Annotated in this window: 26 protein-coding genes, 2 tRNA genes and 1 pseudogene; 21 read left to right on the plus strand and 8 right to left on the minus strand. The window is 32.9% G+C overall.

The features are described from left to right. Positions 1–39: 39 nt before the first annotated feature. The 5 genes from nadD (at position 40) to TTHE_RS05690 (ending at position 3,701) form a co-directional block, all read left to right on the plus strand. Positions 40–663, plus strand: coding sequence for a nicotinate-nucleotide adenylyltransferase (nadD, locus tag TTHE_RS05670; RefSeq protein ID WP_013297631.1), 624 nt, complete (start codon positions 40–42; stop codon positions 661–663). A gap of 4 nt (positions 664–667) precedes the next feature. Next, positions 668–1,258, plus strand: coding sequence for a bis(5'-nucleosyl)-tetraphosphatase (symmetrical) YqeK (gene yqeK, locus TTHE_RS05675; RefSeq protein ID WP_013297632.1), 591 nt, complete (start codon positions 668–670; stop codon positions 1,256–1,258). 16 nt (positions 1,259–1,274) lie between these two features. Beyond that, positions 1,275–1,637, plus strand: a complete 363-nt coding sequence (rsfS, locus tag TTHE_RS05680; protein WP_013297633.1) for a ribosome silencing factor — start codon at positions 1,275–1,277, stop codon at positions 1,635–1,637. Positions 1,638–1,772: 135 nt separating this feature from the next. Beyond that, a complete protein-coding gene (locus TTHE_RS05685; RefSeq protein ID WP_013297634.1) occupies positions 1,773–2,429 on the plus strand; it encodes a helix-turn-helix transcriptional regulator in 657 nt (218 codons plus the stop codon). Positions 2,430–2,564: 135 nt separating this feature from the next. Beyond that, entirely contained in the window at positions 2,565–3,701 is a 1,137-nt protein-coding gene (locus TTHE_RS05690; protein ID WP_013297635.1) for a DUF362 domain-containing protein, read from the plus strand. 21 nt (positions 3,702–3,722) lie between these two features. Here the strand turns inward: TTHE_RS05690 and TTHE_RS05695 are convergent, their stop codons facing one another. Further along, positions 3,723–4,979 (minus strand): D-alanyl-D-alanine carboxypeptidase family protein, encoded by a 1,257-nt coding sequence (locus tag TTHE_RS05695; protein ID WP_013297636.1) that lies wholly within the window; start codon positions 4,977–4,979, stop codon positions 3,723–3,725. A 120-nt stretch (positions 4,980–5,099) separates the two neighbouring features. Here TTHE_RS05695 and TTHE_RS05700 point away from each other — a divergent pair, with 120 nt between their 5' ends. The 3 genes from TTHE_RS05700 to msrA all read left to right on the plus strand — a co-directional run bounded on the left by TTHE_RS05700 (position 5,100) and on the right by msrA (position 7,421). Next, positions 5,100–5,717, plus strand: a complete 618-nt coding sequence (locus tag TTHE_RS05700) for a helix-hairpin-helix domain-containing protein (protein ID WP_013297637.1) — start codon at positions 5,100–5,102, stop codon at positions 5,715–5,717. A 42-nt stretch (positions 5,718–5,759) separates the two neighbouring features. Further along, positions 5,760–6,818: a coiled-coil domain-containing protein gene (locus TTHE_RS05705; protein WP_013297638.1), complete on the plus strand. Its 1,059-nt coding sequence runs from the start codon at positions 5,760–5,762 to the stop codon at positions 6,816–6,818. Between the two features lie 117 nt (positions 6,819–6,935). After that, positions 6,936–7,421, plus strand: a complete 486-nt coding sequence (gene msrA, locus TTHE_RS05710; protein ID WP_013297639.1) for a peptide-methionine (S)-S-oxide reductase MsrA — start codon at positions 6,936–6,938, stop codon at positions 7,419–7,421. Between the two features lie 44 nt (positions 7,422–7,465). Here msrA and TTHE_RS05715 read toward each other — a convergent pair whose 3' ends face one another. Next, positions 7,466–7,942, minus strand: coding sequence for a phosphatidylglycerophosphatase A family protein (locus tag TTHE_RS05715; RefSeq protein WP_013297640.1), 477 nt, complete (start codon positions 7,940–7,942; stop codon positions 7,466–7,468). Positions 7,943–8,071: 129 nt separating this feature from the next. On the opposite strand from TTHE_RS05715, the gene gltX reads away from it, so the two are divergent. Both gltX and TTHE_RS05725 read left to right on the plus strand, forming a co-directional pair. Further along, entirely contained in the window at positions 8,072–9,514 is a 1,443-nt protein-coding gene (gene gltX, locus TTHE_RS05720; protein WP_013297641.1) for a glutamate--tRNA ligase, read from the plus strand. 98 nt (positions 9,515–9,612) lie between these two features. After that, the gene (locus TTHE_RS05725) at positions 9,613–10,026 is read left to right on the plus strand and encodes a gamma-glutamylcyclotransferase family protein (protein WP_013297642.1); all 414 of its coding nucleotides are present in this window, start codon (positions 9,613–9,615) and stop codon (positions 10,024–10,026) included. Positions 10,027–10,187: 161 nt separating this feature from the next. On the opposite strand, the pseudogene TTHE_RS15005 reads toward TTHE_RS05725, so the two are convergent. Further along, a pseudogene (locus tag TTHE_RS15005) lies at positions 10,188–10,856 on the minus strand (IS1634 family transposase); the annotation flags it as partial. 222 nt (positions 10,857–11,078) lie between these two features. On the opposite strand from TTHE_RS15005, the gene TTHE_RS05735 reads away from it, so the two are divergent. The 3 genes from TTHE_RS05735 (at position 11,079) to gltA (ending at position 14,723) form a co-directional block, all read left to right on the plus strand. Continuing rightward, the gene (locus tag TTHE_RS05735) at positions 11,079–12,278 is read left to right on the plus strand and encodes an iron-containing alcohol dehydrogenase (protein WP_013297643.1); all 1,200 of its coding nucleotides are present in this window, start codon (positions 11,079–11,081) and stop codon (positions 12,276–12,278) included. 206 nt (positions 12,279–12,484) lie between these two features. After that, positions 12,485–13,339: a sulfide/dihydroorotate dehydrogenase-like FAD/NAD-binding protein gene (locus TTHE_RS05740; RefSeq protein ID WP_013297644.1), complete on the plus strand. Its 855-nt coding sequence runs from the start codon at positions 12,485–12,487 to the stop codon at positions 13,337–13,339. After that, positions 13,332–14,723: an NADPH-dependent glutamate synthase gene (gene gltA, locus TTHE_RS05745; RefSeq protein ID WP_013297645.1), complete on the plus strand. Its 1,392-nt coding sequence runs from the start codon at positions 13,332–13,334 to the stop codon at positions 14,721–14,723. The genes TTHE_RS05740 and gltA overlap by 8 nt, the downstream gene beginning before the upstream one ends. Before the next feature lie 314 nt (positions 14,724–15,037). Here gltA and TTHE_RS05750 read toward each other — a convergent pair. Both TTHE_RS05750 and TTHE_RS05755 read right to left on the minus strand, forming a co-directional pair. After that, positions 15,038–15,113 (minus strand) — tRNA-Glu (locus tag TTHE_RS05750). Between the two features lie 6 nt (positions 15,114–15,119). After that, positions 15,120–15,193, minus strand: a tRNA-Gln gene (locus tag TTHE_RS05755). Between the two features lie 839 nt (positions 15,194–16,032). Between TTHE_RS05755 and TTHE_RS05760 the strand changes: the two genes are divergently transcribed. The 6 genes from TTHE_RS05760 to TTHE_RS05785 all read left to right on the plus strand — a co-directional run bounded on the left by TTHE_RS05760 (position 16,033) and on the right by TTHE_RS05785 (position 21,766). Continuing rightward, positions 16,033–16,203: a DUF362 domain-containing protein gene (locus TTHE_RS05760; RefSeq protein WP_013297646.1), complete on the plus strand. Its 171-nt coding sequence runs from the start codon at positions 16,033–16,035 to the stop codon at positions 16,201–16,203. 116 nt (positions 16,204–16,319) lie between these two features. After that, positions 16,320–17,192 carry a branched-chain-amino-acid transaminase gene (ilvE, locus tag TTHE_RS05765; protein WP_013297647.1) on the plus strand — a complete coding sequence of 291 codons (873 nt, stop codon included), beginning with the start codon at positions 16,320–16,322 and terminating at the stop codon, positions 17,190–17,192. Between the two features lie 50 nt (positions 17,193–17,242). Continuing rightward, a complete protein-coding gene (locus tag TTHE_RS05770) occupies positions 17,243–18,427 on the plus strand; it encodes an alanyl-tRNA editing protein (protein ID WP_013297648.1) in 1,185 nt (394 codons plus the stop codon). Positions 18,428–18,513: 86 nt separating this feature from the next. Beyond that, the gene (locus TTHE_RS05775; protein ID WP_013297649.1) at positions 18,514–18,717 is read left to right on the plus strand and encodes a hypothetical protein; all 204 of its coding nucleotides are present in this window, start codon (positions 18,514–18,516) and stop codon (positions 18,715–18,717) included. An 81-nt stretch (positions 18,718–18,798) separates the two neighbouring features. Continuing rightward, positions 18,799–18,990: an aspartyl-phosphate phosphatase Spo0E family protein gene (locus TTHE_RS05780; protein ID WP_223814601.1), complete on the plus strand. Its 192-nt coding sequence runs from the start codon at positions 18,799–18,801 to the stop codon at positions 18,988–18,990. A gap of 166 nt (positions 18,991–19,156) precedes the next feature. After that, positions 19,157–21,766 carry a calcium-transporting P-type ATPase, PMR1-type gene (locus TTHE_RS05785; protein ID WP_013297651.1) on the plus strand — a complete coding sequence of 870 codons (2,610 nt, stop codon included), beginning with the start codon at positions 19,157–19,159 and terminating at the stop codon, positions 21,764–21,766. 98 nt (positions 21,767–21,864) lie between these two features. Here TTHE_RS05785 and TTHE_RS05790 read toward each other — a convergent pair whose 3' ends face one another. The 3 genes from TTHE_RS05790 to TTHE_RS05800 are packed head-to-tail and all read right to left on the minus strand — an operon-like array spanning position 21,865 to position 23,906. Then, positions 21,865–22,695 carry an ABC transporter permease gene (locus TTHE_RS05790; protein WP_013297652.1) on the minus strand — a complete coding sequence of 277 codons (831 nt, stop codon included), beginning with the start codon at positions 22,693–22,695 and terminating at the stop codon, positions 21,865–21,867. Next, complete coding sequence (locus TTHE_RS05795; protein ID WP_013297653.1) at positions 22,652–23,452, minus strand: ABC transporter ATP-binding protein; 801 nt, start codon at positions 23,450–23,452, stop codon at positions 22,652–22,654. Before TTHE_RS05795 ends, TTHE_RS05790 begins: the two co-directional genes overlap by 44 nt. Positions 23,453–23,465: 13 nt before the next feature. After that, the gene (locus TTHE_RS05800) at positions 23,466–23,906 is read right to left on the minus strand and encodes a MarR family winged helix-turn-helix transcriptional regulator (RefSeq protein WP_013297654.1); all 441 of its coding nucleotides are present in this window, start codon (positions 23,904–23,906) and stop codon (positions 23,466–23,468) included. Positions 23,907–24,081: 175 nt separating this feature from the next. Here TTHE_RS05800 and TTHE_RS05805 point away from each other — a divergent pair, with 175 nt between their 5' ends. Next, positions 24,082–24,597, plus strand: coding sequence for an ECF transporter S component (locus TTHE_RS05805; protein ID WP_013297655.1), 516 nt, complete (start codon positions 24,082–24,084; stop codon positions 24,595–24,597). A 67-nt stretch (positions 24,598–24,664) separates the two neighbouring features. Then, positions 24,665–25,381 carry an HAD family hydrolase gene (locus TTHE_RS05810; protein WP_013297656.1) on the plus strand — a complete coding sequence of 239 codons (717 nt, stop codon included), beginning with the start codon at positions 24,665–24,667 and terminating at the stop codon, positions 25,379–25,381. Position 25,382: the final 1 nt, after the last annotated feature.

Here is a 25,382-nt window from a genome sequence, read left to right on the forward strand (position 1 = left end):
AAGCTGGTTAATTGAATTTTAAGTGGAGGATTTATTTAGATGGAAAATAGTTTTCTTAGGCTTGGCATTATGGGTGGTACGTTTGATCCAATACATTTTGGACATCTTGTAACAGCAGAGGCTGTTAGGGATCAATTTAATCTTGATAGAGTAATATTTGTTCCATCAGGTAATCCACCTCATAAAGTCAAAAGAAATATTACAGATAAGCATATAAGATACTTGATGACGATTCTTGCTACTGTTACAAATCCATATTTTGAAGTATCTGCTATTGAAATAGAGAGGGAAGGATATACTTATACAATTGATACTTTAAAAGAGTTTAAAAAGATATATGGGGAAAATACGCAGATATTTTTTATAACTGGCGCAGATGCAATACTTGAAATTTTGACTTGGAAAAATGCTGAAGAACTTTTGCAAATGTGCAATTTTGTTGCAGCAACAAGGCCTGGATATGCTGGTGATAGTATCAGTGAAAAGATAGATTACATTAAGAAAGTTTATAATAAAGACATATTTCAAGTAACTGTTCCATCATTGGCCATATCATCGACAGATATACGCAATCGCGTATATGAAGGTAGACCTATAAAATACTTGTTGCCTGAATCTGTAGAAAGGTACATTGAAAAAGCCGGGCTTTATAAAAGAAGGTGATACCATGAATCTTGAATTTTATATTGATGAATTGAAAAAAGTATTAAATGAAGAAAGATTTAAACATTCCCTAGGCGTGATGGAGACAGCGGAGAAATTAGCTATAAAATATAATGCGGATATTGAAAAAGCGAAAGTAGCAGGTCTTCTTCATGATTGCGCAAAAAATCTCAGCGATGAAGAACTTATTTCATTAGCTAACAAATACAACATTCAATTAGATGATGTTTTGTTAAGGTCACCATCTTTGTTGCATGGACCTGTTGGAGGATACCTTATCGGAGAATATTTTGGAATACATGATGAAGAAATAAAACGAGCTATTATGCTGCATACAACGGGAGATAAAGACATGACAGTATTAGATAAAATAATATTTTTAGCAGACTACATTGAACCCAATAGAAATTTTGAAGGAGTAGAGAATTTGAGAAAAGCATCATCGAGCGATCTTGATGGAGCTGTCATAATGGCACTAGACCAGACTATAAACTATGTCATTAAGAAGCATCAACTATTGTATATAAAAACAGTGATTGCTCGTAATGATATGATTATTAAAACAAATTCAATATTGCAAAATATAGATTTTTGAGTTCGGAGGTATTGCATTGGATAAAGATAGTGCTGAATTAACATTAAAGATTTTAAAAATACTGGATGATAAAAAAGCATTGGAACTAAAAGCTCTTTTTGTGGGAGAATTAACCACAGTAGCTGATTACTTTGTGATAGCTAGTGGTACATCAACTACTCATGTTAAATCATTGTGCGATGAGGTGTTAGAAAGGCTGGCGGAAGAAGGTGTTACGGTAAACCATATTGAAGGGTATAATTCAGCTACATGGATTTTGATGGATTACGGCAGCATTGTTGTGCATATTTTTACAAAGGATGAGAGAAACTTCTACTCTTTGGAAAGACTTTGGGGTGATGCTAAGGAAATTGCTCTTGACAACGTAATATTTGATTAGTATAATATCTTTAATATAAACCTCCAAGGCCTGCACAGGAAGGCAGGGAGGTTTTTTTCGTAATTTTATATTCAATAAAATATTTAATGTTTAAATTAGTTTAATTTATATTTTGAAGTTTTAGGGGGGATAAAAGTGCCTACAAAAGTGCATCCGATTTTAAAAAACATGTTACCTATTGTAGATAGTATTGCAAAAACATTTGGGAAAAATTGTGAAGTTGTTCTCTATGATTTTTCAAATTTACAAAGTTCTGTAATTGCAGTTGGTAATGGACATATAACAGGTAGAGAGGTTGGAAATCCTATACCAGAGGCAATTTTGAAATCACTAAAGGCCAATAAAACTGAAAATGAAGTTAATTTTAAAACAAAGGGTAAAGATGGTAAAATACTCAAGTCTACTATTGTGTACATCAAAGACGATACTGGTAAACCTATAGGCTGTTTATGCATAAATATTGATATTTCTGAATATATAATGGTTAAGAATACGTTGGACGACCTTTGTGAAATTAATGATGGTGGGGAAACACCTGTAGAGCCGTACGGAGGAAGCGTAAATGACGTTTTAGAGAATATTGTAAATACTACCATAGAGAACTATGGAAAACCAGTTAATTTTATGTCAAAAGAAGAAAAGGTTAATATGGTAAAAATGTTAGACGCTAAAGGTACATTTTTAATTAGAGGTGCAATAGACTACGTCGCAAAAATATTGTGCGTATCCAGATATACTATATACAATTATCTTGATGAAATAAGAGTAGGCGATGATCTAAGTAAATACTGATGTTAATGTAATATTGAAAAAATTTTACGTAGGAATGTGCTGTGTTGCATTCCTATAATATTTTATTGCTATTTTCATGCATATATAATATATTCTATATTAAGAAGTATATTGTAATTAAAGGTGGCGTATATTTTGAATATTGTATCTATAGAAAAGTGTGATTCCTACTCCGCGGATGAAGTAAGAAAAGCTATAGAAAGATCTTATAAAAATCTTGGTGGTTTAGAAAAGTACATAAAAAAAGGCGATAAGGTCTTTTTAAAGGCAAATTTGTTGAAGAAAAACAAACCTGATGATGCCGTGACAACACATCCAGCAATAGTTGAAGCTGTTGCCAGTACTATAAAAGATATGGGGGCTATTCCTATTATTGGTGATAGTCCTGCAGGACCATTCAGTGAGAGGGCTTTAAGATCAATCTACGAAACAACAGGTATGATAGATGTTGCAAAAAGGACTGGTGCTGAACTGAATTACAATACTGAAGAGATAGTGGTTAAAATATCTGATGGGAAACTTATTAAACAAGCGACTTTTATGAAAGCACTTATGGAATGCGATTCAATTATATCACTACCAAAATTGAAAACACACGGTATGACAGTATATACAGGAGCAGTTAAAAATCAATTCGGTGCCATACCAGGACTTGTGAAGGCTGGGTATCATCTGTCAATGCCTGATGTAAAAGACTTTTCAGACATGCTGATTGACATCAATGTCTTTTTAAAGCCGGTTTTATCGATTATGGATGCTGTCATTGCTATGGAAGGGAACGGACCATCGGCGGGTAAACCAAAAAAAGTAGGACTAATTATATCATCTAACGATGTTTTTTCACTTGACACAGTGGCAACGTTGATAATCGGACTAAATCACGAAGACGCACCGACGGTTTTTATGGCACAAAGAAGAGGGCTTGGACGTTTTGAAGATATAAAAATAATTGGAATGAATATTGATGATGCTAAAGTCAGTAACTTTGATATACCTACTTTGAGAGGGTTTAGTGTCACTGAAAAAATACCACCATTTTTAATGAAGTATTTAGATAAGCATGTAAAGCCGTATCCAATTTTTGATTATGATGTATGCAAAAGTTGTGGAATATGCGTATCTAATTGCCCTCCTAAAGCATTAAAAATGATAGATAAAAAACCTACTGTTGACCTTAAAACGTGCATAAGATGTTTTTGCTGCCAGGAATTATGTCCACATAAAGCAGTAAGCATAAAAAAACCACATATTGCAAAATTATTTTACAGATAAAAAAAGGGGTATGCCACCCTTTTATTTTATAAATATGAATCTGTTTTTTGCTCTTTTTCTTCGCCAAAGTACAACTGAAACTAAAATTGCAAATAATCCCAATATCAATTCAATATATGATCTTATCGTGCCGTAATCTTTTATTATTGTAGTTCTGTTGCTATTGTAATAGGTTCCTAAGTAATTTTTGTAGACTGATTCATCTGCAACAAGCTGCACACTGCCAATACTTTTGCCATCAAAAGTGAAATCGATTTTGCCCAATACAGTACCTTTCTTAATAGGTGCTTTAATATTATTATCTAATGTTATGCTTGATTTAATGTTGTTTTCTTCACCTTTGGGTACAGCGTAATAGAAAGAATCTTTTGCTATTAGAGGCAATTTAAATTTCACTTCTCCAACATCTGCATATGTTACAATAGAATCTTTCTCAAGAGGATTGACCAGTGTATAATTGTTAAATCCGTAATCAAGCAAATTTATTGTATCTGACCATATGTTAGTTCCCTCATCTCCCATTATGACAGATATTAGCCTATGACCATTTCTTGTGGCAGAACCGACAAAAACTTGATTTGCAGCTATAGTGTAACCTGTCTTTACGCCATCTGCTCCATCATAGTGGAAACTTGAAGGTTTTATAAGTCTATTGCTAATCCATAAATCTCTTGGTTTGTCAAACTTATTGGTAGGTAGTATCTGATAATGTATTGTGCTTACAATTTTTCTAAATGTCGCATTTCCCATTGCGTATCGCGCAATTAATGCCATATCGTATGGTGTCGAATAGTGATTATTATCTGGCAATCCATTAGGGTTGACAAAATGACTGTCATTTGCTCCTATCTCTTTTGCTTTTTTATTCATCATATCAGCAAATGCCTGTACACTGCCACCAATATGATCGGCAACTGCAATTGCAGCGTCATTGGCAGATTCAAGAAGCATTGCATAAAGCAGTTGTTCCAACGTAAGCTTTTCTCCTGGAACTAAGTAAATAGAATTACCATCGATATTTTTAACATCGTCGTTTACAGTTACTACATCGTTTAGTTTTCCTTTTTCTATAGCTATGATTGCAGTTAAGATTTTTGTTGTGCTTGCAGGATACATCTTTTGATGCATATTCTTATCGTAAAGCACCTGTCCTGTAGTGAAATCCATTAATACTGCGGTCGGACCTACTATCTGAGGTGGACTTTCAATTGCATACACATGAGGAATAAAACTTATTAAAATTATAAATGCCATAATAAAAGTAAAAGTTTTTTTCATGCTTTTGCCTCCACTTTGCGCTTATAATTTTAGTATAACAAAAAAATATAAAATTTAAAAAGGAATTTATATAAAAATGTAGAAATATTTATATAAATAATTATCGGTGAGAGGTGAAACATGTTTAAATTAACTAAAAACCAACAGTACGGAATAATTATATTGCTTGCTGTAGTACTTTTTACAACAGGATATTTTATTTTTGAAAAATATAAAAACAATGACAGTAACATTGATATGAGTTTAAAAAGCACTGATTCGGTCTTAAATGCAGGTAATACAAATGAAATAGTAAGCAATGAAAAGCCCAAAGAAATAAAAGTCTATGTGACAGGACTTGTTAAATCACCTGGTGTATATACAATGAAAGATGGTGACAGGGTTGATGATGCTATAAAGCTTGCAGGTGGTGCTTTGGAAGGTGCAGATCTTTCCAACATAAATTTGGCCGAGAAAGTGAAAGATGAGCAAATGATAAAGATACCAAAAATTGGAGAAAATAATAGTTCCACAGGAGGAATCGGTGATGTTGAAAAAGCTGATGGCAAGATAAACATAAATAAGGCTACAAAAGAAGAGCTTGATACATTACCGGGGATCGGTGAAGTCACTGCACAGCGTATAATCGACTTTAGAGAACAACATGGGAATTTTCAAAAAATAGAAGATATTATGAACGTTTCAAGGATTGGTCCAAAATTATTTGAGCAAATAAAAGACAAGATAACAGTAGATTAAAAGTGTAAATTTGTTCCATATAGAACATTATGGGGAGAAATTATGAGGAAATATATATCGATAATACTAGTTTTTTGTTTAATAGTTTCCGAAATTACAATAGTTTATTCTGACCCTGCATCTGACTTAAAAAATGCCCAATTGGAAGAGCAAAAAATTGTTCTCGAATTGTTTAATTTAGACATGGAAAAAGCCAGATCATTAAGGCTTCTTGACCAAATTAATATGGAAATCATCAATACTAATGAGAAAATCGATTCTATGGAGAAAGAAATATCCAGCTTAAATCAAGATATTGTAAAAGAAAGAAATAACGTAAAAAGTTGGTTCAGATTCTTATATATGAATGGAACAAATACCATCTTATCGCTCCTATTAATGTCAAATAATGCATCAGAGCTTTTGCATAGGTTAATATACATAGACATAATTACTAATTATTTTTACAGTAAATTAGATCACATAAACTATCTTTTGAAGAATAAAAAATCTGAAGAAGAAGCATTAAACAATCAGCGCAATGATTTAAAAAAGAAACTGGATGAACAAAAAAATTTGGTATTTAAGATTGAACAGTTAGAATCTAGCAAAAGAGCAATGCTAGTCAATATTAAAAGGCAAATTGGTGATTATCAGAAAATATTAAGCTTAAGTGAGTCGTTGGAAACTAGTATACCATCTCTTGACTTTTTGCTAAATAATATTTCTAAACTGCCTTGGGATAGTTTACAGCCTGACAACATAAACATCCAGTTTGATGCTGTGTCAGCTTCTTTCAGCGACGTATCGATAAGCAATATGATTGATAATTATGATGTCATGCTGAAAAATGTTAAAATTGCATTCGATGATAGTGGCTTTACATTAATTGATGGAGACAATTATACTTTAAAAGGTATCTTTAAAGTAGATGGAGGCAAAATAAATTTTAATATTGAATCAATTACTATTAAAAGTGTGGAAATAACTGGAGAATATTTAAATAATCTCATTAAAAATTATAAAACTGTTTTGAATTTTGAAAGCCCATTGAAGTCATATAAATTAGATGGTGTTGAAACGACAAATGGAGAAGTGAAATTTACATTGATAAGGCAGTAATTATTTAGTGATAGCACAAAAAAATATTAAGATAAAAATTCATGTGATGGTGAATTTTTCTTTTGCGCTGATTAATATGGTAAAATAGTAATAGATTTTAAGTTAGGAGGATTAATAATGAAGGAAATAGTTTTAGCTGGAGGGTGTTTTTGGGGTGTTCAAGCTTATTTTGACACTATAGATGGTGTTGCTGAAACCAAAGTTGGCTATGCAAATGGAAACAAAGAAAATCCAACATATGAAGAAGTCTGCACAAATACAACAGGCTTTGCAGAAGCTTGTTATGTAAGGTACGATGAAAACATAATATCCCTGGAAGATTTATTAAGAAATTATTGGAAGATTATAAATCCAACACTTAAAAACAGACAAGGTAACGATATAGGAACACAGTACCGGACAGTCATTTACTATATTGATAGTGATGATGCTGACATCATAATCAAATCGAGAGATGAAGAACAGAAAAAATATGATAAACCAATAGTGACTGAAATTGAGCCATTAAAGAACTTTTATGATGCTGAGGAATACCATCAGAAATACCTTGAGAAAAATCCTAATGGCTATTGCCACATTCCAAGAGAGTTTTTTAAAAAATAATTAAATATTGGGGCTCTATATTTAAAATAAGCCCCTTTTAATGTTTAGTTAGATTTTCCACTTTTAATTGAGTGAGCTATTCTAGAGCAGGCGGCTGCTACTATTGCGGCAACCAAATCATCTATGAATGTATTGCATCTTTCATCTTTATGTTCATTCAAGATTCCTATTATGCCAAGTTTGACCTTGTCTAAATAACCAAAATTTGTAAGTCCTATTGAACCGTATATATTAGTAATACTTAATGCTAATATTTCATCAATACCATAAAGTGGCTCATCTCTTTTAAGGATTGAAAGCAAAGGTTCTTCAAGCATATTTTTTTCTGCCAGTTTATCAAGGGTTATACCTGTTAAAACAGCATTTTGAACTTCTCTTTTATCTAGCACAGAATTTAAGCTTTCGATACATTCTTCTCTTGTTAAATCATAATATTTCTTTTGAAGCTCTAAGACAAGATCTGCCATATCTTCAATAGTAACTCCTCGTTCTTTAAGCAAATTTACTATTATATCCTTCATGACGCACCTCCTAACATTAAAAATTCGGTATGTAACCATATAATATGACGAATTGTTGAAAAATATTATATATTACAGTATAATCTAAATTAGTTTAAAATCCAATAGACAGTTGAAAGGGATGTTTATATGAGGGATGTTAGAGTAAGGTTTGCACCAAGCCCTACAGGCAATTTACATATTGGCGGTGCAAGGACTGCGCTATTTAATTGGCTTTTTGCAAGGCATAATAATGGCAAAATGATTTTAAGAGTTGATGATACAGATTTAGAGCGTTCAACAGGAGATTCAATGAAGGCCATAATAGATGGGCTGAAATGGCTGGGAATTGATTGGGATGAAGGACCTATATACCAATCCAAAAGGTTAGATTTATATAAGAATTATGCGGATAAGTTAGTAAAAGAAGGTAAAGCCTATTATTGTTTTTGTACAAAAGAGGAACTTGACGAAATGAGAAAAGAAGCGCAAAAAGCAGGTAAACCTCCTATGTACTCCGGAAAATGTCGAAATTTACCGGCAGATGAAGTGAAAAAATATATGGATGAAGGCAAGAAATATGTTGTAAGGCTTAAGGTGCCGAAAGAAGGGAAAACGACCGTACATGACATAATAAGAGGCGATGTTGAATTTGACAATTCAACGTTTGATGATTTTATTATAATGAAATCGGATAATATGCCAACTTATAACTTTGCAACTGTAATTGATGACTATGATCTTAAGATAAGCCACATAATAAGAGGAGAAGAGCATCTATCGAATACGCCTAAACAGATTCTTATATATGATGCACTAGGATTTGAGAAACCAAGTTTTGCGCATGTTTCTATGATATTAGCACCTGATAGAAGCAAACTCAGCAAAAGGCATGGTGCTACATCTGTACAGGAGTTTAGAGATTTAGGTTATCTTCCGGAGGCAATCATAAATTATATCACGTTACTTGGATGGATTCCCTCTGACGGTGAAGAAGTATTTAGTACAGAGAAGAGCATAAGTGAATTTACATTAGATAGAGTATCTAAAAATCCCGCAATATATGATACGAAGAAACTTACCTGGTTAAATGGTATTTATATAAGGGACTGCGATATTGATAGATTGACAAAAGAAGTCATACCGTTTTTGATTAATAAAGGATTAATAGGCGATAACTATGATTACGATTATATTAAAAAGGTTGTAAGTGCTGTAAGAGAGAGAGAGAAAACTTTAAATGAAATCGCTGAGGCAATGTCTTACTATTTTAATGATGAATTTGATTATGATGAAAAGGGTGTAAAAAAATATTTTGAAAAAGATGGTGTTGATAATATACTTAAAGAAGCCATTGAAGTATTAGACAAAGTAGATGATTTTAATTTAGTTGAGACTGAGAAAGCATACCGAGATTTAATAGAAAAATTGGATATAAAAAGCGGAGATTTGTTTCATCCAACTAGGCTTGCTATATCGGGAAAAACATTTGGCCCGGGCTTATTTGATATAATGGAGCTATTAGGCAAGAAAAAGACGATTGAAAGGATAAAAAAAGCTATAAAGTACATTGAAAATATTAAAGGTAAATAAGAGGACATTTCGTTCTCTTATTTTTTTAAAGTTTAAATATAATTTTTATGGTAAACTTTTTACGATATTAATTCAGCAATTTAAAAGGAGGCCATCTTATGGGAAAACTATATTTGGCATATGGAAGCAATATGAACTTTATGCAAATGTTGAGAAGGTGCCCTAAAGCAAAATTAATTGGTCCTGCAATCCTTAAAAACTGGAAACTTATATTTAGGGGTAAAGATAAAAATGCCTTTGCTACTATTGAGCCATCAGATAATAGTGAAGTTCCGGCTATTTTATGGGAAATAGAAAAGACAGACGAAGATGCTTTAGACAAATATGAAGATTATCCGATTCTTTATCATAAAGAAATTGTAGAAGCTATATGTGAAAATAAGCCAATAAAAGCAATGGTTTATATAATGAACCCTGGAAATGATATAGGAAGACCTAGTAAGAGATATTACAATATTATAAAACAAGGTTATATAGACGCAGGGTTTGATATTGAGCTGCTTAGATCTTAAAAAATTAACATAAACGTAACATGTACTTAATATCAACATAACATTTCTCTTGTAATATCCTGACTTTTGCAGCAAAGAAGGATAAAAAAAGTCCTTAACACCTTTAAAATAAAGGGTTTTGTACTTTTTGATTTTGCCCAAAAGTTGTAGTGAAAATTAACTTTTTTCGTTTCTCCCAAAATTTTTTTAATCTCTCCAAGTGTCATAAACTTTTTACTAAAATCTATCTTTAACTCTTTGCCTATGCCTTTAAGTACATCATTGTAAAAATCAAAAACATAATAGTTTTCTTTAATTTGACTGCATGATGCCTTGTTTAGGCATTCAAGTATTTCTGTTACCAAATATTTGCCTTTCAATCTATATTCTAATATCCTTACAATTACAAGAGCTATAAAGCATATCAAAAAGTGAGCGCCTATATGCTCCTTCAATGACAAATAAACAGATTTACTTTCAAAATCACTTTTCGTTACTTTCAAAGACTTCTATATCTTCCAAAGCCCACAATACATGCCAATTATTTTTTCAGGTGTATCTTTGTGCTCACTGGTAACTATGGCATAATAACCATCAAATTTCTCTTCTTCACGTAATTTTTCTTCATCAAAAATCAAATGCTGACGCACACTCTCAGATATTTTCCATGTATCAGCATTAAAAACAAGATTCTTTACATATTTAGCCGCACCATGTGATATAGATTTATTGTACTTCCCAGGATTTTTAATCATATCCATTGCTTTAGCTATTGAAGCAGTACGATCCATCCTGGCCTTTGATGCATATTCAGGGCTATAGAAAATAATTTGTCTCTCATCTACCAGCTTTGCTTAGAGTTGCATAGCAAAAATTCTTACGAGCATTGTAATTTAAATCCATAGATTCATCTAAAGCAAATTGGAGATTAACAGAAAGTTTTTCTCATTTTTTTTCATTCAACATTTATGTTAGAGACACTTTTATTATAATGTCTAATTTGACTATTCGATAGGATAGTATTATAATTATATAATGAATGTCATAAATTTAACAAATAGGAGGTTATAAAGATGTGGGAAACAAAAATAAACCCTAGTAAAGTTTTTGAGCTACGCTGTAAAAATACGACTTATTTTGGAATAGGTAGCATACAAAAAATAAAAGATATTTTAGAGGTTCTCAAAAATAAAGGTATTGATAATGTTATTTTTATAACAGGAAAGGGTTCTTATAAAGCCAGCGGTGCTTGGGATGTTGTGAAACCTATACTGGATGAGCTTGATTTAAAATATTCACTTTATGATAGGGTTGGTCCTAATCCTACTGTTGACATGATTGATGAGGCAACAAAAATTGGACGCGAATCTGGAGCAAAAGCAGTTGTAGGAATTGGTGGTGGCAGCCCTATAGATACTGCTAAAAGTGTAGCTGTACTTTTAAAGTATACTGATAAAAATGCAAGAGAACTTTATGAGCAGAAATTTATACCTGAAGAGGCTGTTCCTATCATAGCTATAAATCTTACTCACGGCACTGGCACGGAAGTAGACAGATTTGCAGTAGCCACAATACCAGAAAAAAATTATAAACCGGCTATTGCTTATGATTGTCTGTATCCTATGTATGCAATAGATGATCCTGCACTTATGACTAAACTTGATAAAAGGCAGACAATAGCAGTAACTGTAGATGCATTAAACCATATTACTGAAGCTGCTACAACACTTGCTGCATCCCCGTATAGCATTCTTACTGCAAAAGAGACAGTAAGATTGATAGTTCGCTATCTTCCTGCTGCTGTAAATGATCCTTTAAATCTTGTAGCAAGGTATTATTTGCTGTATGCCTCTGCTTTGGCTGGTATTTCTTTTGACAATGGTCTTTTGCACCTTACTCATGCTTTGGAGCATCCTTTGAGTGCTGTAAAACCTGAGATAGCTCATGGTCTTGGACTTGGAGCAATATTACCTGCAGTGATAAAAGCAATTTATCCTGCTACAGCAGAAATTTTGGCTGATGTATATAGCCCTGTGGTGCCTGGCTTGAAGGGTTTGCCTTCTGAAGCAGAATATGTATCTCAAAAAGTTGAAGAATGGCTCTTTAACGTTGGATGTACTCAAAAGCTAACAGATTTTGGATTTACAAAAGAAGATATTCCGACTTTAGTTAATCTTGCAAAAACAACACCTTCTCTAGATGGACTGCTATCTATAGCACCGATAGAGGCTACAGAGTCAGTTATTGAAAAGATTTATGTGGAATCTCTTTAAAAATTAAAAAGTGAGTTTGAATATTACTGATATTTAATTTAGAGAATAGACTAACTATTGCTTTTGTCGATAAAGTTTAAAAAATATACAAAGTATTTGACAATAAATATATAAATATATAATATATCATTAAATAAAAGAATTATGTCTGGTGTACAACCAGACATAATTTTGTTACACTATATTATGGAGGTGTTAAAAACACAATGAATGAGATTTTAGAGAAGAAACAATTAAATCCGACTGTAAAACTGATGGTTATAAATTCTCCTTTAATGGCAAAAAAGGCCAAACCAGGTCAATTTGTCATAGTGAGAGTCGATGAAAAAGGTGAACGTATCCCTTTGACTATTGCTGATTACGATAATGAAAAGGGTACTGTCACAATTATATTTCAGGAAGTTGGTATGAGTACAAAGAAGTTAGGTAGATTAGATGTTGGAGATAAATTGCATGATTTTGTAGGGCCATTGGGAACACCTGTAGAATTTTCAAAAGATACAAAAAGAGTATTAGCCATTGGCGGTGGAGTAGGAGTTGCACCACTTTACCCTAAAGTAAAAATGCTTAATAAAAATGGCGTATCAATAGATAGCATAATCGGAGGAAGAAGTGCGGAGTACGTCATACTTGAAGATGAAATGAGAGCTGTAAGTGATAATCTCTATATAACAACAGATGACGGAAGCAAAGGACGCAAAGGCTTTGTTACTGATGTGCTAAAAGAATTAATAGAAAAGGGCAACAAATACGACGAAGTAATAGCGATAGGACCATTGATAATGATGAAGATGGTATGTAGAATTACGAAAGAATACAACATACCTACAATGGTCAGTATGAATCCTATCATGATAGATGGAACAGGAATGTGTGGAGGATGTAGAGTCACAGTTGATGGCGAAACAAAATTTGCCTGCGTAGATGGACCTGCTTTTGACGGGTTTAAAGTAGACTTTGATGAGGCGATGAGGCGTCAGAACATGTACAAAGACATGGAGAAAAAAGCGTTAGAAAAATATGAGCATGAATGCAAGTTAGGGGGCATCTTAAATGGCTAATATGTCACTAAAAAAAGTACAAATGCCTGAACAGGATCCAAATGTACGAAACAAAAATTTCAAAGAAGTTGCACTGGGGTATGAAGAAAATATGGCTGTTGAAGAAGCAGAAAGGTGCATTCAATGCAAAAATCAGCCATGTGTCAGCGGCTGTCCTGTGCATGTTCAGATACCAGATTTCATAAAGCAGATAGCAAACAGAAACTTTGAAGGAGCATATCAAAAGATAAAAGAGACAAACAATTTACCTGCCATATGTGGAAGAGTATGTCCGCAGGAAAGCCAGTGCGAATCAGTATGTACAAGAGGCAAAAAAGGAGAACCTGTAGCCATAGGAAGGCTTGAAAGATTTGCAGCAGATTGGCATATGAGGAACAAAGAAGACAAAGTAGAAGCACTTAAAAAAAATGGCAGGAAAGTTGCAGTAATAGGCTCAGGACCTGCAGGACTATCATGTGCTGGCGATCTAGCTAAGATGGGATATGACACAACAATCTTTGAGGCATTTCATACACCCGGTGGAGTTTTAATGTACGGCATCCCTGAATTTAGACTTCCTAAGGAGATAGTTCAGAAAGAAATAGACTCATTAAAAAAATTAGGAGTAAAAATAGAGACAAACATGGTTATAGGCAAAATACTGACAATTGATGATCTATTTGAGATGGGATATGAAGCAGTGTTCATAGGAACAGGTGCAGGACTACCTAAATTCATGGGTATACCGGGAGAAAATCTAAATGGCGTATACTCAGCAAATGAATTTTTGACGAGGATAAATCTCATGAAAGCTTATGACTTTCCTAATCACCCTACACCTGTCAAAGTAGGCAAGAAGGTTGCCGTAGTTGGCGGTGGAAATGTAGCAATGGATGCTGCAAGATCTGCAAAGCGTATGGGAGCAGACGAAGTGTATATTGTATATAGAAGATCGGAAGAAGAAATGCCGGCAAGGCTTGAGGAAATACACCATGCAAAAGAAGAAGGAATCATATTTAAGCTATTAACAAATCCTGTGAGAGTAATTGGAGACGAAAGTGGCAATGTAAAAGGAATCGAATGTGTGAACATGGTTTTAGGTGAGCCTGACCAATCAGGAAGGAGAAGACCTATAGAAGAAAAAGGTTCAGAGCACGTAATAGAAGTAGACACGGTAATCATAGCTATAGGTCAAAGTCCAAATCCGCTTATAACATCCACGACTGAGGGACTCGAGAAACAAAAATGGGGTGGAATAATAGTCAATGAAGATACGCTTGAAACAAGCCGCAAAGGTGTATTTGCAGGTGGTGACGCTGTGACAGGAGCAGCAACGGTTATACTTGCAATGGGTGCTGGTAAAAAAGCAGCAGCATCGATACACAAGTTTTTAAGTGAAAAATGATTGACTGAACAGCTTTGTAAAAAATGTTGTTTTGAAATTTACATCATATTAAAAAAGCAGGATAAAATATTCCTGCTTTTTTAATATATACGATTTACGATACAATGATTAAACTTCCGTGCAGTAGGAAAAATATTTTAGCTATTAGATAATTCCATTTTAGTCTAAATTCAAATAACTGAACTTGAAATACATATTAATAGTTAAATATGAGATCTGACTTGAGTATAACAACTAAAATAAAATAATCGTCCTTCCTGACAGAGTTGAAGTTCACTTCAACCTCTCGGTAGACGATAAAGTTTGCATATAGATGGTAGCCTTAAGGGGAGTCGAACCCCTGTCTTCGCCGTGAGAGGGCGATGTCCTAGGCCACTAGACGATAAGGCCACATATTGGCTGCCGAACTAGGATTCGAACCTAGACTAGATGATCCAGAGTCACCGGTGCTACCGTTACACCATTCGGCATCAACTGACAGAAGTTATTATAGCACGGCTTTTTATTTTTGACAAGAGGTTTTTTTAATTTTTTTGTTCGTCTGCTTATGTCTATTTGACAAAAAAAGCTTATTTTCATTTGAGAGATTAATAAGATCTCAACCAGAGACAAAATTTGAAATGGTTTTGTTGTAGATAGATTTCTCAAATGTTGTTCGTTCATTATCAAGCCCTGTGGATAGATTATATTCAAACTTTGTATTTGGATATAACTGTGGCTTTAACGTATATTGGGTTTAGTACCATCCACATCAACCTTTAGCAGATTTTTAAACCAAATATCTAGGGAAGACTTCACCCAATCTGCTATATGGGATATGAACTTGTATATTGGGGTAAAATGATGATTATTTAAAATTCAGTTGTCCGTATTTGGATTTCTTCTTGCGTATAGGGTAGGATGGGATATAAGTTTAGGTGCAATAGTTTCAGACGTATCTGTTACACTATTATTAATTCCTATAGGTGTCATATTTTTTAAGAAAATATTCCAATAGCAAATTTGATCGGTATATTGTTTTGCATTATTGGATTAATATTAATTAACCTGAATTATTAAATGAAAAATTTGAGAGAAATTATTTTTCAAAATTTATCGAAAAGTACTTGCTATTTACATTATGAAATTGAGGTAATGTTTCCGCAAAACACTTTGAAATATTACATCTATTATTGCTGTTCCTGCAAGTCCACTTCCACCTAGTATCAAAATATTGTGCATAATAATTATAGTGTTTACATATAGTCATAAATGCTATATAATATGCATTGAAGTATATACTGTATACATAAAAAGGGGGGAAACAATAATGGCACATATTATAACAGATGAATGCATTAGCTGTGGTGCCTGTGCTGCAGAATGCCCTGTAGAAGCTATTCACGAAGGTACTGGCAAATATGAGGTAGATGCTGATACATGCATTGATTGTGGCGCATGTGAGGCTGTATGCCCAACAGGAGCTGTAAAAGCTGAATAAAATAAACAAAAAGTCCCTAAAGGGACTTTTTGTTTAAATTGACTTTAAATTGACTTTAAAATTTTAAAGTGGTATAATCTACAATAACATATTTAGAGAAATTAGGAGGAGTCAATATGCCTGTAGTATATCTTAATGGCGAGTTTGTAGATAGGGAAAAAGCAGCCATTTCTGTTTTTGACCATGGCTTCCTTTATGGTGATGGTGTTTTTGAAGGAATCAGAACATATGATGGTGTTATTTTTAAACTTGATGATCACTTAAAGAGGCTTTACAATATGGCAAAAGCGCTTCTTCTGGATATCCCTTTAAGCAAAGAGGAAATGGCTGAGAAAATTTGTGAGACAGTAAGGCGCAACAATTTAAAGGATGCATACATAAGGCTTGTTGTATCAAGAGGAAAAGGCGATTTAGGTCTGGATCCTTATAAATGTTCTAAGCCGACAGTCGTAATAATTGCGGATGAAATTTCTTTATATCCAGAAGAGATGTATCAAAATGGACTAAAAATAATTACATCCACATATAGACGAAATTCAATTCAGACTTTAGATCCGCAAATAAAGTCTTTGAATTATTTAAATAATATTCTAGCAAAAATCGAAGCAGTTAAAGCAGGTTACCCTGAGGCGCTTTTATTGAATTTAGAGGGTTATGTTGTGGAATGTACAGGAGACAATGTATTTATAGTATCGGATGGCGTTTTGTATACGCCGCCATCTGCTGCGGGAGCGCTTGGAGGCATAACAAGGGCCACTGTAATTGACATAGCAAAAAAATTAGGAATACCATTTGAAGAAAAGTATTTTACGCTCTTTAATGTATATACAGCGGATGAATGCTTCTTAACTGGTACTGCTGCAGAAGCTATTCCTGTAACTGAAGTTGACAATAGAGTAATTGGAAATGGGAAGCCTGGAGAAATTACGAAAAAAATCATTGAAGAATTCAAGAAAGTAAGAACTTTGTACGGAACAAAAGTATATTAAAGAAAACGCATGGTTTGACCATGCGTTTTAAGTTGTTAGGAGGTTAAACGATGGAGAGAATGTACTATTATGACAGCTATAAAAGGTCTTTTACTGCTAATGTTATTGATGCAAGTTTTGTAAATGGATATTATGAAATAATTCTTGATGAAACATACTTTTATCCTGAAAGCGGTGGACAACCTGCAGATACTGGAACTATAGATGGAATAAAAGTTGATAATGTCGTTTTAAAAAATAATAAAGTCATTCATATGTTAAAAGAAATTCCTAAAAATAAAAGTGTATTTTGTGAAATAGATTGGGAAAAAAGATTTGACAATATGCAGCAACATAGCGGCCAACATCTTTTATCAGCAGTATTTTATAAATTATATAATGCAGAAACGGAAAGTTTTAGCATAGGAGATGATTGTTCGCATATAACATTGACGAACAACAATCTTAGTGAAAGTGAACTTGCAGTAGCTGAAGAGGAAGCAAATAAGATAATATATTCAAATTTGCCAATTTCGACATATTTTGTAGACAATGAAGAGTTAATTAAATTGCCTTTAAGAAAGAAACCAAAGGTTAATGAAAACATTAGGATTGTAGAGATTAAAGATATAGACTATTCACCTTGTGGAGGTACACATGTAAAAAGTTTAGGTGAAATAGGATTAATAAAAATTAGAAATTATGAGAAATCAAAAAAAGGTATCAGAATAGAATTTTTATGCGGTCTCAGAGCCATTAAAGATTATAATGTCAAGAATAATTGTATTAATATGTTAATATCATTATTATCTGTAAAAGAAGATGAAATTTTAGATAAAGTGAATAAATTATTTTTGGAAAATAAGGAATTAAAAAAGGAATTAAACAAGATGAAAGAAAATATACTTTTATATGAGGCAGAAAAATTAATTAGTGAATCAATTGATTTAAAAAAATACAAATTGGTGACAAAGACTTTTAATGACAGAGATTTAAAAGAATTAAGGACTTTATCTCAAATTGTCACAAAAGAAAAAGGGATTGTTTGTATTGTATGTAGTATTTCAAAAAACGCTAATATAGTTATATCGAGATCTGAAGATGTTAATATAAATATAAATTCGTTTTTTAATTCAGTATTAGATATAATAGATGGAAATGGTGGCGGAAATCAAAAAATGTGTCAAGGATGTGGAAAAGTAGAAAATATAGATAGAGCATTAGAGAAAGCTATTGATATCATATCAAATTACTGAAAAAATTTTAACTATTATGCAGGAAAATAATAACATTTATAGAATATATAACAATAATTAGAATATTCTATAGGAGTTGAATTAAAATGGAAAAAAGAGAAATATCATCAGTGGAATTTTTGATAGAAAAAATAAAGCAAAAAATTTCAAATGACGACATATTGGGAAACATCTTAAATGGAGAAATATTGACAATTAGAGAAGGATGTGAAGATTGGGAGATTGAATACGGGAGAAATATAGTAGATATATATAAAAAATTGTCAAAATTAGTGGAAAAAATTAGATAAAATTTCTGCTTTATCCTATTGAATTTTTTGGTTCCTAATGATAAAATTGTATATGCGATTTTTAGAAAAGGGGAACTAATGATGTACAATAAAATATCTATATTAGAAGAACAGATAAGCAATTTACGAGATGAACTTGATGACTTAATAAAGCAGGAAGAAGTAAAATATGATATAGTGCTTGATTTGAGTCGAAAACTGGATGATTTAATCGTATTATATGTGACGACTAAAGCAAAAAAATATTTATCAAATGGTGATATTGTGCAATAAATATGTTATAATTATATCTAAAGGGGAGTAACTCTTCGTTAATCAGTCGTCAATACGGTGAAAACACCCGGCTGGTTAAGCAAATTTGCGAGTGAGACCTTTATTTTGTGGAATAATACAAAATAAAGGTCTTTATTTATATTATACAAAAATTAGGAGGAATACGATGAAGGAAAATTGGATTCTTGATATTGATGAAATTTCAAGCAATTTAAAGACAGATGTAAATAACGGACTTTCGACAGAAGAAGCTAAAAAGAGACTAGAAAAATACGGCCCAAACAATTTAAGTGAAAAAAAGAAAAGAACCGTCCTTTCAATGTTATTGGATCAATTTAAAGATTATATGGTAATTATTTTAATAATTGCTTCTATAGTTTCGCTTTTTCTAGGTGAGATTACGGATGCAGTAATAATTTTGTTTATCATTTTGTTGAATGCCTTCTTAGGAATGATACAAGAAAATAATGCCGAAAAATCTCTTGAATCTCTCAAAAAATTGTCTGCACCGGTATCTCGAGTATTAAGAGATGGGAAAGTTATAGAGATAGAATCACAGTATCTCGTTCCTGGTGATGTGGTGTTTTTAGAAGCTGGAAATTTTGTACCGGCAGATGGCAGAATTATAGAATCTGCAAATTTGAAAATTGATGAATCTGCTCTCACTGGTGAATCAATTGCATCAGAAAAAATAGCAGGTAAATTATCGGATAAAAATTTGAATATCGGTGATAGAATTAATATGGTTTATATGGGGACAATTGTAACCTATGGTAGAGGATTATTTGTAGTGACAGAGACTGGTATGGATACTGAGATGGGTAAAATTGCAAAAATGTTGGACAATGAAGATAAAGTAAGGACACCACTTCAGATTAAATTAGAGCAGTTAGGAAAATATCTTGGTACAGGAGCTCTTATTATATGTGCGATTATATTTATAATCGGAGTAATGGAAAAAAGGCCTGTATTTGATATGTTTATGACATCAGTAAGTCTTGCTGTTGCTGCTATTCCTGAAGGATTACCTGCCATAGTGACAATTACTTTAGCTTTAGGCGTTCAAAAGATGATTAAGAGAAACGCTATAATAAGAAAACTTCCTGCAGTAGAGACATTAGGAAGTGCCAATGTCATATGCTCTGATAAAACAGGTACTTTGACACAAAATAAAATGACTGTTGTTAAGGTTTATACTGATTTTAAAGAGTTAGATTTAAATGATCAATATGACAATAAAGCTGATTTTTTATTAGAATGTTCAACTCTTTGTACTGATGCATTTATAGATGATAAAGGTAAAAGTTTTGGAGATCCAACTGAAGTTGCAATAGTATCTGTATTTGAAAAGAATCTTTCGAAAAAATCGGATTTGGAAAATAAATATCCTAGAGTAGCAGAAATCCCTTTTGATTCTGACAGAAAGATGATGACGACGATTCATAAAGCCCATGACAATAATTACAAAGTCATAACAAAAGGCGCCTTTGACAATGTTATAGAAAGGTGTAAATACATATTAAAAGACGGCAAAATAGAGAATTTGACTGATGATGATAAATCAAAGATTAAACTAGAAAATGAGAAGATGGGAAATAACGCATTAAGGGTTTTGGCAATATCTTATAAAAATACTGATGATATTCCCGAAAGGCTAAGCAGTGATGATGTGGAGAAAGATTTGATATTTATTGGGTTACTAGGGATGATAGATCCGCCTAGAGAAGAAGTCAAAGACTCTGTTAAGATCTGCAAAATGGCAGGCATTAAGCCTGTTATGATAACAGGTGACCATAAGATTACTGCTATGGCTATTGCAAAAGAATTGGGGATTTTAAATAAAGGTGATATGGCTGTAACTGGTAGAGAATTAGAAGCGATGACTGATGATGAATTGTATAAAAAAGTAAAAGATATATCTGTGTATGCCAGAGTTTCCCCTGAACATAAGATGAGGATTGTTAAAGCATGGCAGAGGAATAATGCAGTTGTAGCCATGACCGGTGATGGTGTAAATGATGCACCAGCATTAAAACAGGCAGACATAGGTGCTGCAATGGGAATAACAGGCACTGATGTAGCAAAAGATTCTGCAGATATGGTATTGACTGACGATAATTTTGCGACAATAGTTGCTGCGATAGAGGAAGGAAGGACTATATATGAAAATATAAAAAAGTCTATTCACTACCTTTTATCATGCAATATAGGCGAAATACTTGTTCTTTTAATTGCTACATTAGCAGGTATGCCAATGCCTCTTAAACCAATCCATATTTTATGGGTAAATCTTGTGACAGATAGTCTACCAGCACTAGCGTTAGGTGTTGAGCCGGCTGATAAAGACATCATGACCAAAAAACCAAGGCCTAAAAATGAAAACATCTTTGCTGATGGACTCATGTTTAGAATACCCATTGAAGGTATAATGATAGGATTAGTGTCTTTTATAGCATTTTTATTTGGGTTAAGAGAAAATCTTACTAATGCAAGAACTATGGCATTTGCTGTATTAACTTTTTCACAGCTTTCTCAAGCGATGAATGCAAGATCCAACAAATCCATATTTAAAGTTGGCTTACTTAAAAATAAATACATGGTATTGGCTTTAGCTGTTTCTATATTCCTTCAACTTGTGGTTATATTGACTCCTCTTAATGCTATATTTGACATAAAAAATATAAACATATACGATTGGGATATTATAGTTTTATTATCGCTTTCGCCTATTATAATTATGGAGATAGTAAAGGCTTTATTCTTCAAGACAAAATAAAATATTAAAACCAACCTTATCTGATATGCCACATATCAGTAAACAGCTTGTTATTTTTACTGTCTACTATACGGGCATATCAGTTAATAAGGTGGTTTTTACGTTACAATATGTGGATATAAAACAGCAGAGATAACTTGTATTACTACTGTTGCTAATATCAGTATTAACCAATCAAAACTAGCTCCTGAAATGCTGCCGTTTATAAGGTATCCTCGCAAAAGTTCAACAACATAACTCAGTGGATTTATTTTAGCTATGATTTGTAGCCAATGAGGCATTATTTGTATTGGATAGATGGCGTTGCTTGCAAAAAATAATGGCATTGTAATAACCTGGCCAATTCCCATAAACCTTTCTCTGCTTTTGACTATAGCAGCCAAAGCCATAGATAGAGAGGAAAAGAATGCAGCACCAAGTATTATGGTAAATATACTCATGATTATGTTTAGCAAACTCCACTTGATATTTAGGCAAAGCAAATATGATAAAAATAATATTATGATTACTTGACTTATAGCCCTTACTCCTGCACCAAATGCTTTACCTGTAACAAAAGCTGCTCTTGGGACTGGCATTGCTATAAGCTTTTGAAGTATGCCTTGATCTTTATCCCATATTATGCTTAAACCGTAAAATATCGATATAAACATCATAGATTGGGCCAAGATGCCAGGTGCCATAAACGTTTGATAATTTACATTTCCTGTAGGTATTGCACGTATTCTGGAAAATGCCTGACCAAATATTAGAAGCCAAAGAACTGGTTGAACTGCTCTTGTAAGCAATTCTGTAGGATCATGCCTTAGCTTCCTAACTTCCATCTCTGCTATAGTGAATGAATTGAATATATAGTCAAGAATAATTTTCAGCGGCGATTTTGTCTTAGCTGAATCTTTGGATTCTTTTGCGTAATTGACTTGTTTCACGATAACTACCTCCAGATTCTAGTTGATTTTTAGTGAAAAATGTAAATACATCTTCTAGGGTGGCATCGGGGTTTCCGGTTTTTAATTTTAATTCTTCTGGCGTACCCATTGCTGCGATTTTACCACTATTCATTATAGCTATTCTTCCACATATAGCTTCCGCTTCTTCCATATAGTGAGTAGTTATTAAAATAGTTAAACCAGTTTCTTTTCTCAGAGTTTCAAGCACTTTCCAGACATTTAGCCTTGCAACTGGGTCTAATCCTACTGTTGGTTCATCAAGTATTAAAACTTCAGGTCTGTGTATTATAGCCTGGCCGATTTCCAACCTTCGTATCATTCCACCAGAATATTCTTTTATAAGGCGGTTTTCTGCATCTTTAAGATTCAATATATTGAGTATATAGTCAATTCTTTCTTCTCTTTCTTTTTTGCTAAGTCTTAGGAGTTTAGCTACAAAGAGGAGGTTCTCATAACCAGTTAGAGTAGAATCAGCAGAAAGGGCCTGTGGTACATATCCAATGTATTTTCTTATTGTTGCACCGTATTTTTTTGCATCGTACCCTGCAACAAATATTTCTCCTGATGTAGGTGGCATCAAAGTAGTAATCATGCGAATAGTTGTGGTTTTCCCGGCTCCATTTGGACCCAGTAAGCCAAATACTTCTCCTTTTTCAACGTTAAATGTAATTCCGCCGACAGCTTCAAAGTCTCTAAATTTCTTTTTTAAATTTTTTATTTCGATTGAAAAATTCATCAAAATCACCTTCTTAAATTGTATCAATATTGTTTGACGTTTTTAACAATGTTTCGAGATTTTTATTTAACATATTTAAGTCTATATCTTTTGTACATTTAGTGACTATTTTATTAAGAACCAATGTACGGTATTCTAAAATTTCATTTAGCAGATTAGAGCCTTTATCAGTTAATTTCAAAAAGACAAGACGCCTATCTTTAGTGTCTCTCCACCGAGATACTAAATCATCAGCAACAAGATTATCGATTAGCCCTGTAAGGGTGCTTGGAGATAGTAGAAGTTGCGATTGTAGCTGTTTCATAGTAATCGCCTCATCAGAATGCAATTTGTTTAGAACCCAGAATCTGGACATTGTGATATTTTTGCTGTTTAAATAGTTTTTAGTTACGAGATTCATCTTATGGTTGATTTCACGCAACAAATATTCTAATGATTTTATTTCTGTATCCATTTAATCAGCCTCCCAAATAATTCGGAAACCGTACTTTATGATTATAGTATAAAATATCCTAAATGTCAAAAGTTTCATTTTCAGAGTAAAAATATTAATTGTTTGTATATTGTATTTATTGAATTATAACAATTGTATGGTATAATAATTTTAATTAAAAATGGGAGGTATGCATGTGAGAGAAAAAGACTTTAAAAGACTCGTCTATATAGCGTTAATGACTGCACTTATTACTGTAGGAACTATGGTTATACAGATTCCTACACCTTATACAAAAGGATACGTAAATATTGGAGATTCATTTATATTTTTATCAGCTTCAATATTAGGGCCTTTTGCTGGATTCATCTCCGGTGGCGTTGGTTCAGCCCTGGCTGATCTTTTGTCAGGATATGTTGTGTGGGCGCCCTGGACTTTTGTCATAAAGGGTTTAGAAGGACTTATAGTTGCACTTTTGCTTAAAAAACGGAGTGCAAAAAAATCTTTAGTGCGAATTGCGGTTTTTATTTTAGCAGCGATATGGATGGTATTCGGCTATTACATCGGTGGCGCCGCTATGTATGGTTTTAAAGCAGCTTTAGCTGATGTACCAGGAAACATTATTCAAGGTATAGGCAGCGTAATTATCGGCTCCATTCTTGTTGAATCATTATCGAGAATAAAATATTTTAAAGACTTAAAGCAAGGTTAATGATAACTTGCTTTTTTCTTTACAAAAATGTATTATTTTATATAAGAATGGCTCAGGGGTGGTATAAATGATAGATACAGTGATGTTTGATTTAGATGGTACTCTATTGCCTGTAGATACTGATAAAATGATCATGGATTATTTTAAAGCTATATCGAAGAAAATATCTGCTCATTTTGAGCCGTCATTTTTTCAAAATGCTCTTTTTACTGCCAGCATGGATATGATAAACAATTTAGATCCTGACAAGACAAATGAAGAAGCTTTTTTTGATTCGTTTTTAAAAATAGTGAAATATCCAAAGGAAAAATTGATGACAATTTTTAATGATTTTTATGAAAATGACTATAAAAATTTAGGATTAGGTGTTTGCAAAAATGAGTACGTAAAGATGTCGGTAGAATTACTAAAGGAAAAAGGTTATGATATTGTACTTGCTACAAATCCTATTTTTCCAGATATAGCAATAAAAGAAAGATTGAGATGGGCCGGTCTTGATCATACATATTTTAGTTTTATAACATCTTATGAGAGAATGCACTATTGCAAGCCTTATATTGAATACTACAAAGAAATTATTTATAAACTTAATAAAGATCCACAGAATTGTATCATGATAGGAAATGATGTTGATGAAGATATAGTGTCTTCCAGCATCGGATTTAAGACATTTCTAGTAGATGAATTTATGATAAATAGGTCATCAAAAGATATTTCAACTATAGATCGCGGAAATTACAAGGATATGTACGAGTATATTAAGAGATTACCTGTTGTTAGATAGG

It is taken from the genome of Thermoanaerobacterium thermosaccharolyticum DSM 571 (genome assembly GCF_000145615.1).
Lineage (GTDB): Bacteria > Bacillota > Thermoanaerobacteria > Thermoanaerobacterales > Thermoanaerobacteraceae > Thermoanaerobacterium > Thermoanaerobacterium thermosaccharolyticum.

Excerpts from the sequence above, each read along its gene's own strand:
- TTHE_RS05800 (WP_013297654.1), bottom strand. The coding sequence starts at position 23,906 with ATGGATACAGAAATAAAATCATTAGAATATTTGTTGCGTGAAATCAAC.
- TTHE_RS05770 (WP_013297648.1), top strand. The coding sequence starts at position 17,243 with ATGGAGAGAATGTACTATTATGACAGCTATAAAAGGTCTTTTACTGCT.
- TTHE_RS05780 (WP_223814601.1), top strand. The coding sequence starts at position 18,799 with ATGTACAATAAAATATCTATATTAGAAGAACAGATAAGCAATTTACGA.
- gltA (WP_013297645.1), top strand. The coding sequence starts at position 13,332 with ATGGCTAATATGTCACTAAAAAAAGTACAAATGCCTGAACAGGATCCA.
- TTHE_RS05760 (WP_013297646.1), top strand. The coding sequence starts at position 16,033 with ATGGCACATATTATAACAGATGAATGCATTAGCTGTGGTGCCTGTGCT.
- TTHE_RS05700 (WP_013297637.1), top strand. The coding sequence starts at position 5,100 with ATGTTTAAATTAACTAAAAACCAACAGTACGGAATAATTATATTGCTT.
- ilvE (WP_013297647.1), top strand. The coding sequence starts at position 16,320 with ATGCCTGTAGTATATCTTAATGGCGAGTTTGTAGATAGGGAAAAAGCA.
- TTHE_RS05740 (WP_013297644.1), top strand. The coding sequence starts at position 12,485 with ATGAATGAGATTTTAGAGAAGAAACAATTAAATCCGACTGTAAAACTG.
- yqeK (WP_013297632.1), top strand. The coding sequence starts at position 668 with ATGAATCTTGAATTTTATATTGATGAATTGAAAAAAGTATTAAATGAA.
- TTHE_RS05785 (WP_013297651.1), top strand. The coding sequence starts at position 19,157 with ATGAAGGAAAATTGGATTCTTGATATTGATGAAATTTCAAGCAATTTA.
- TTHE_RS05775 (WP_013297649.1), top strand. The coding sequence starts at position 18,514 with ATGGAAAAAAGAGAAATATCATCAGTGGAATTTTTGATAGAAAAAATA.
- TTHE_RS05795 (WP_013297653.1), bottom strand. The coding sequence starts at position 23,452 with ATGAATTTTTCAATCGAAATAAAAAATTTAAAAAAGAAATTTAGAGAC.
- TTHE_RS05735 (WP_013297643.1), top strand. The coding sequence starts at position 11,079 with ATGTGGGAAACAAAAATAAACCCTAGTAAAGTTTTTGAGCTACGCTGT.
- nadD (WP_013297631.1), top strand. The coding sequence starts at position 40 with ATGGAAAATAGTTTTCTTAGGCTTGGCATTATGGGTGGTACGTTTGAT.
- TTHE_RS05705 (WP_013297638.1), top strand. The coding sequence starts at position 5,760 with ATGAGGAAATATATATCGATAATACTAGTTTTTTGTTTAATAGTTTCC.
- TTHE_RS05695 (WP_013297636.1), bottom strand. The coding sequence starts at position 4,979 with ATGAAAAAAACTTTTACTTTTATTATGGCATTTATAATTTTAATAAGT.
- TTHE_RS05725 (WP_013297642.1), top strand. The coding sequence starts at position 9,613 with ATGGGAAAACTATATTTGGCATATGGAAGCAATATGAACTTTATGCAA.
- TTHE_RS05715 (WP_013297640.1), bottom strand. The coding sequence starts at position 7,942 with ATGAAGGATATAATAGTAAATTTGCTTAAAGAACGAGGAGTTACTATT.
- TTHE_RS05810 (WP_013297656.1), top strand. The coding sequence starts at position 24,665 with ATGATAGATACAGTGATGTTTGATTTAGATGGTACTCTATTGCCTGTA.
- msrA (WP_013297639.1), top strand. The coding sequence starts at position 6,936 with ATGAAGGAAATAGTTTTAGCTGGAGGGTGTTTTTGGGGTGTTCAAGCT.
- gltX (WP_013297641.1), top strand. The coding sequence starts at position 8,072 with ATGAGGGATGTTAGAGTAAGGTTTGCACCAAGCCCTACAGGCAATTTA.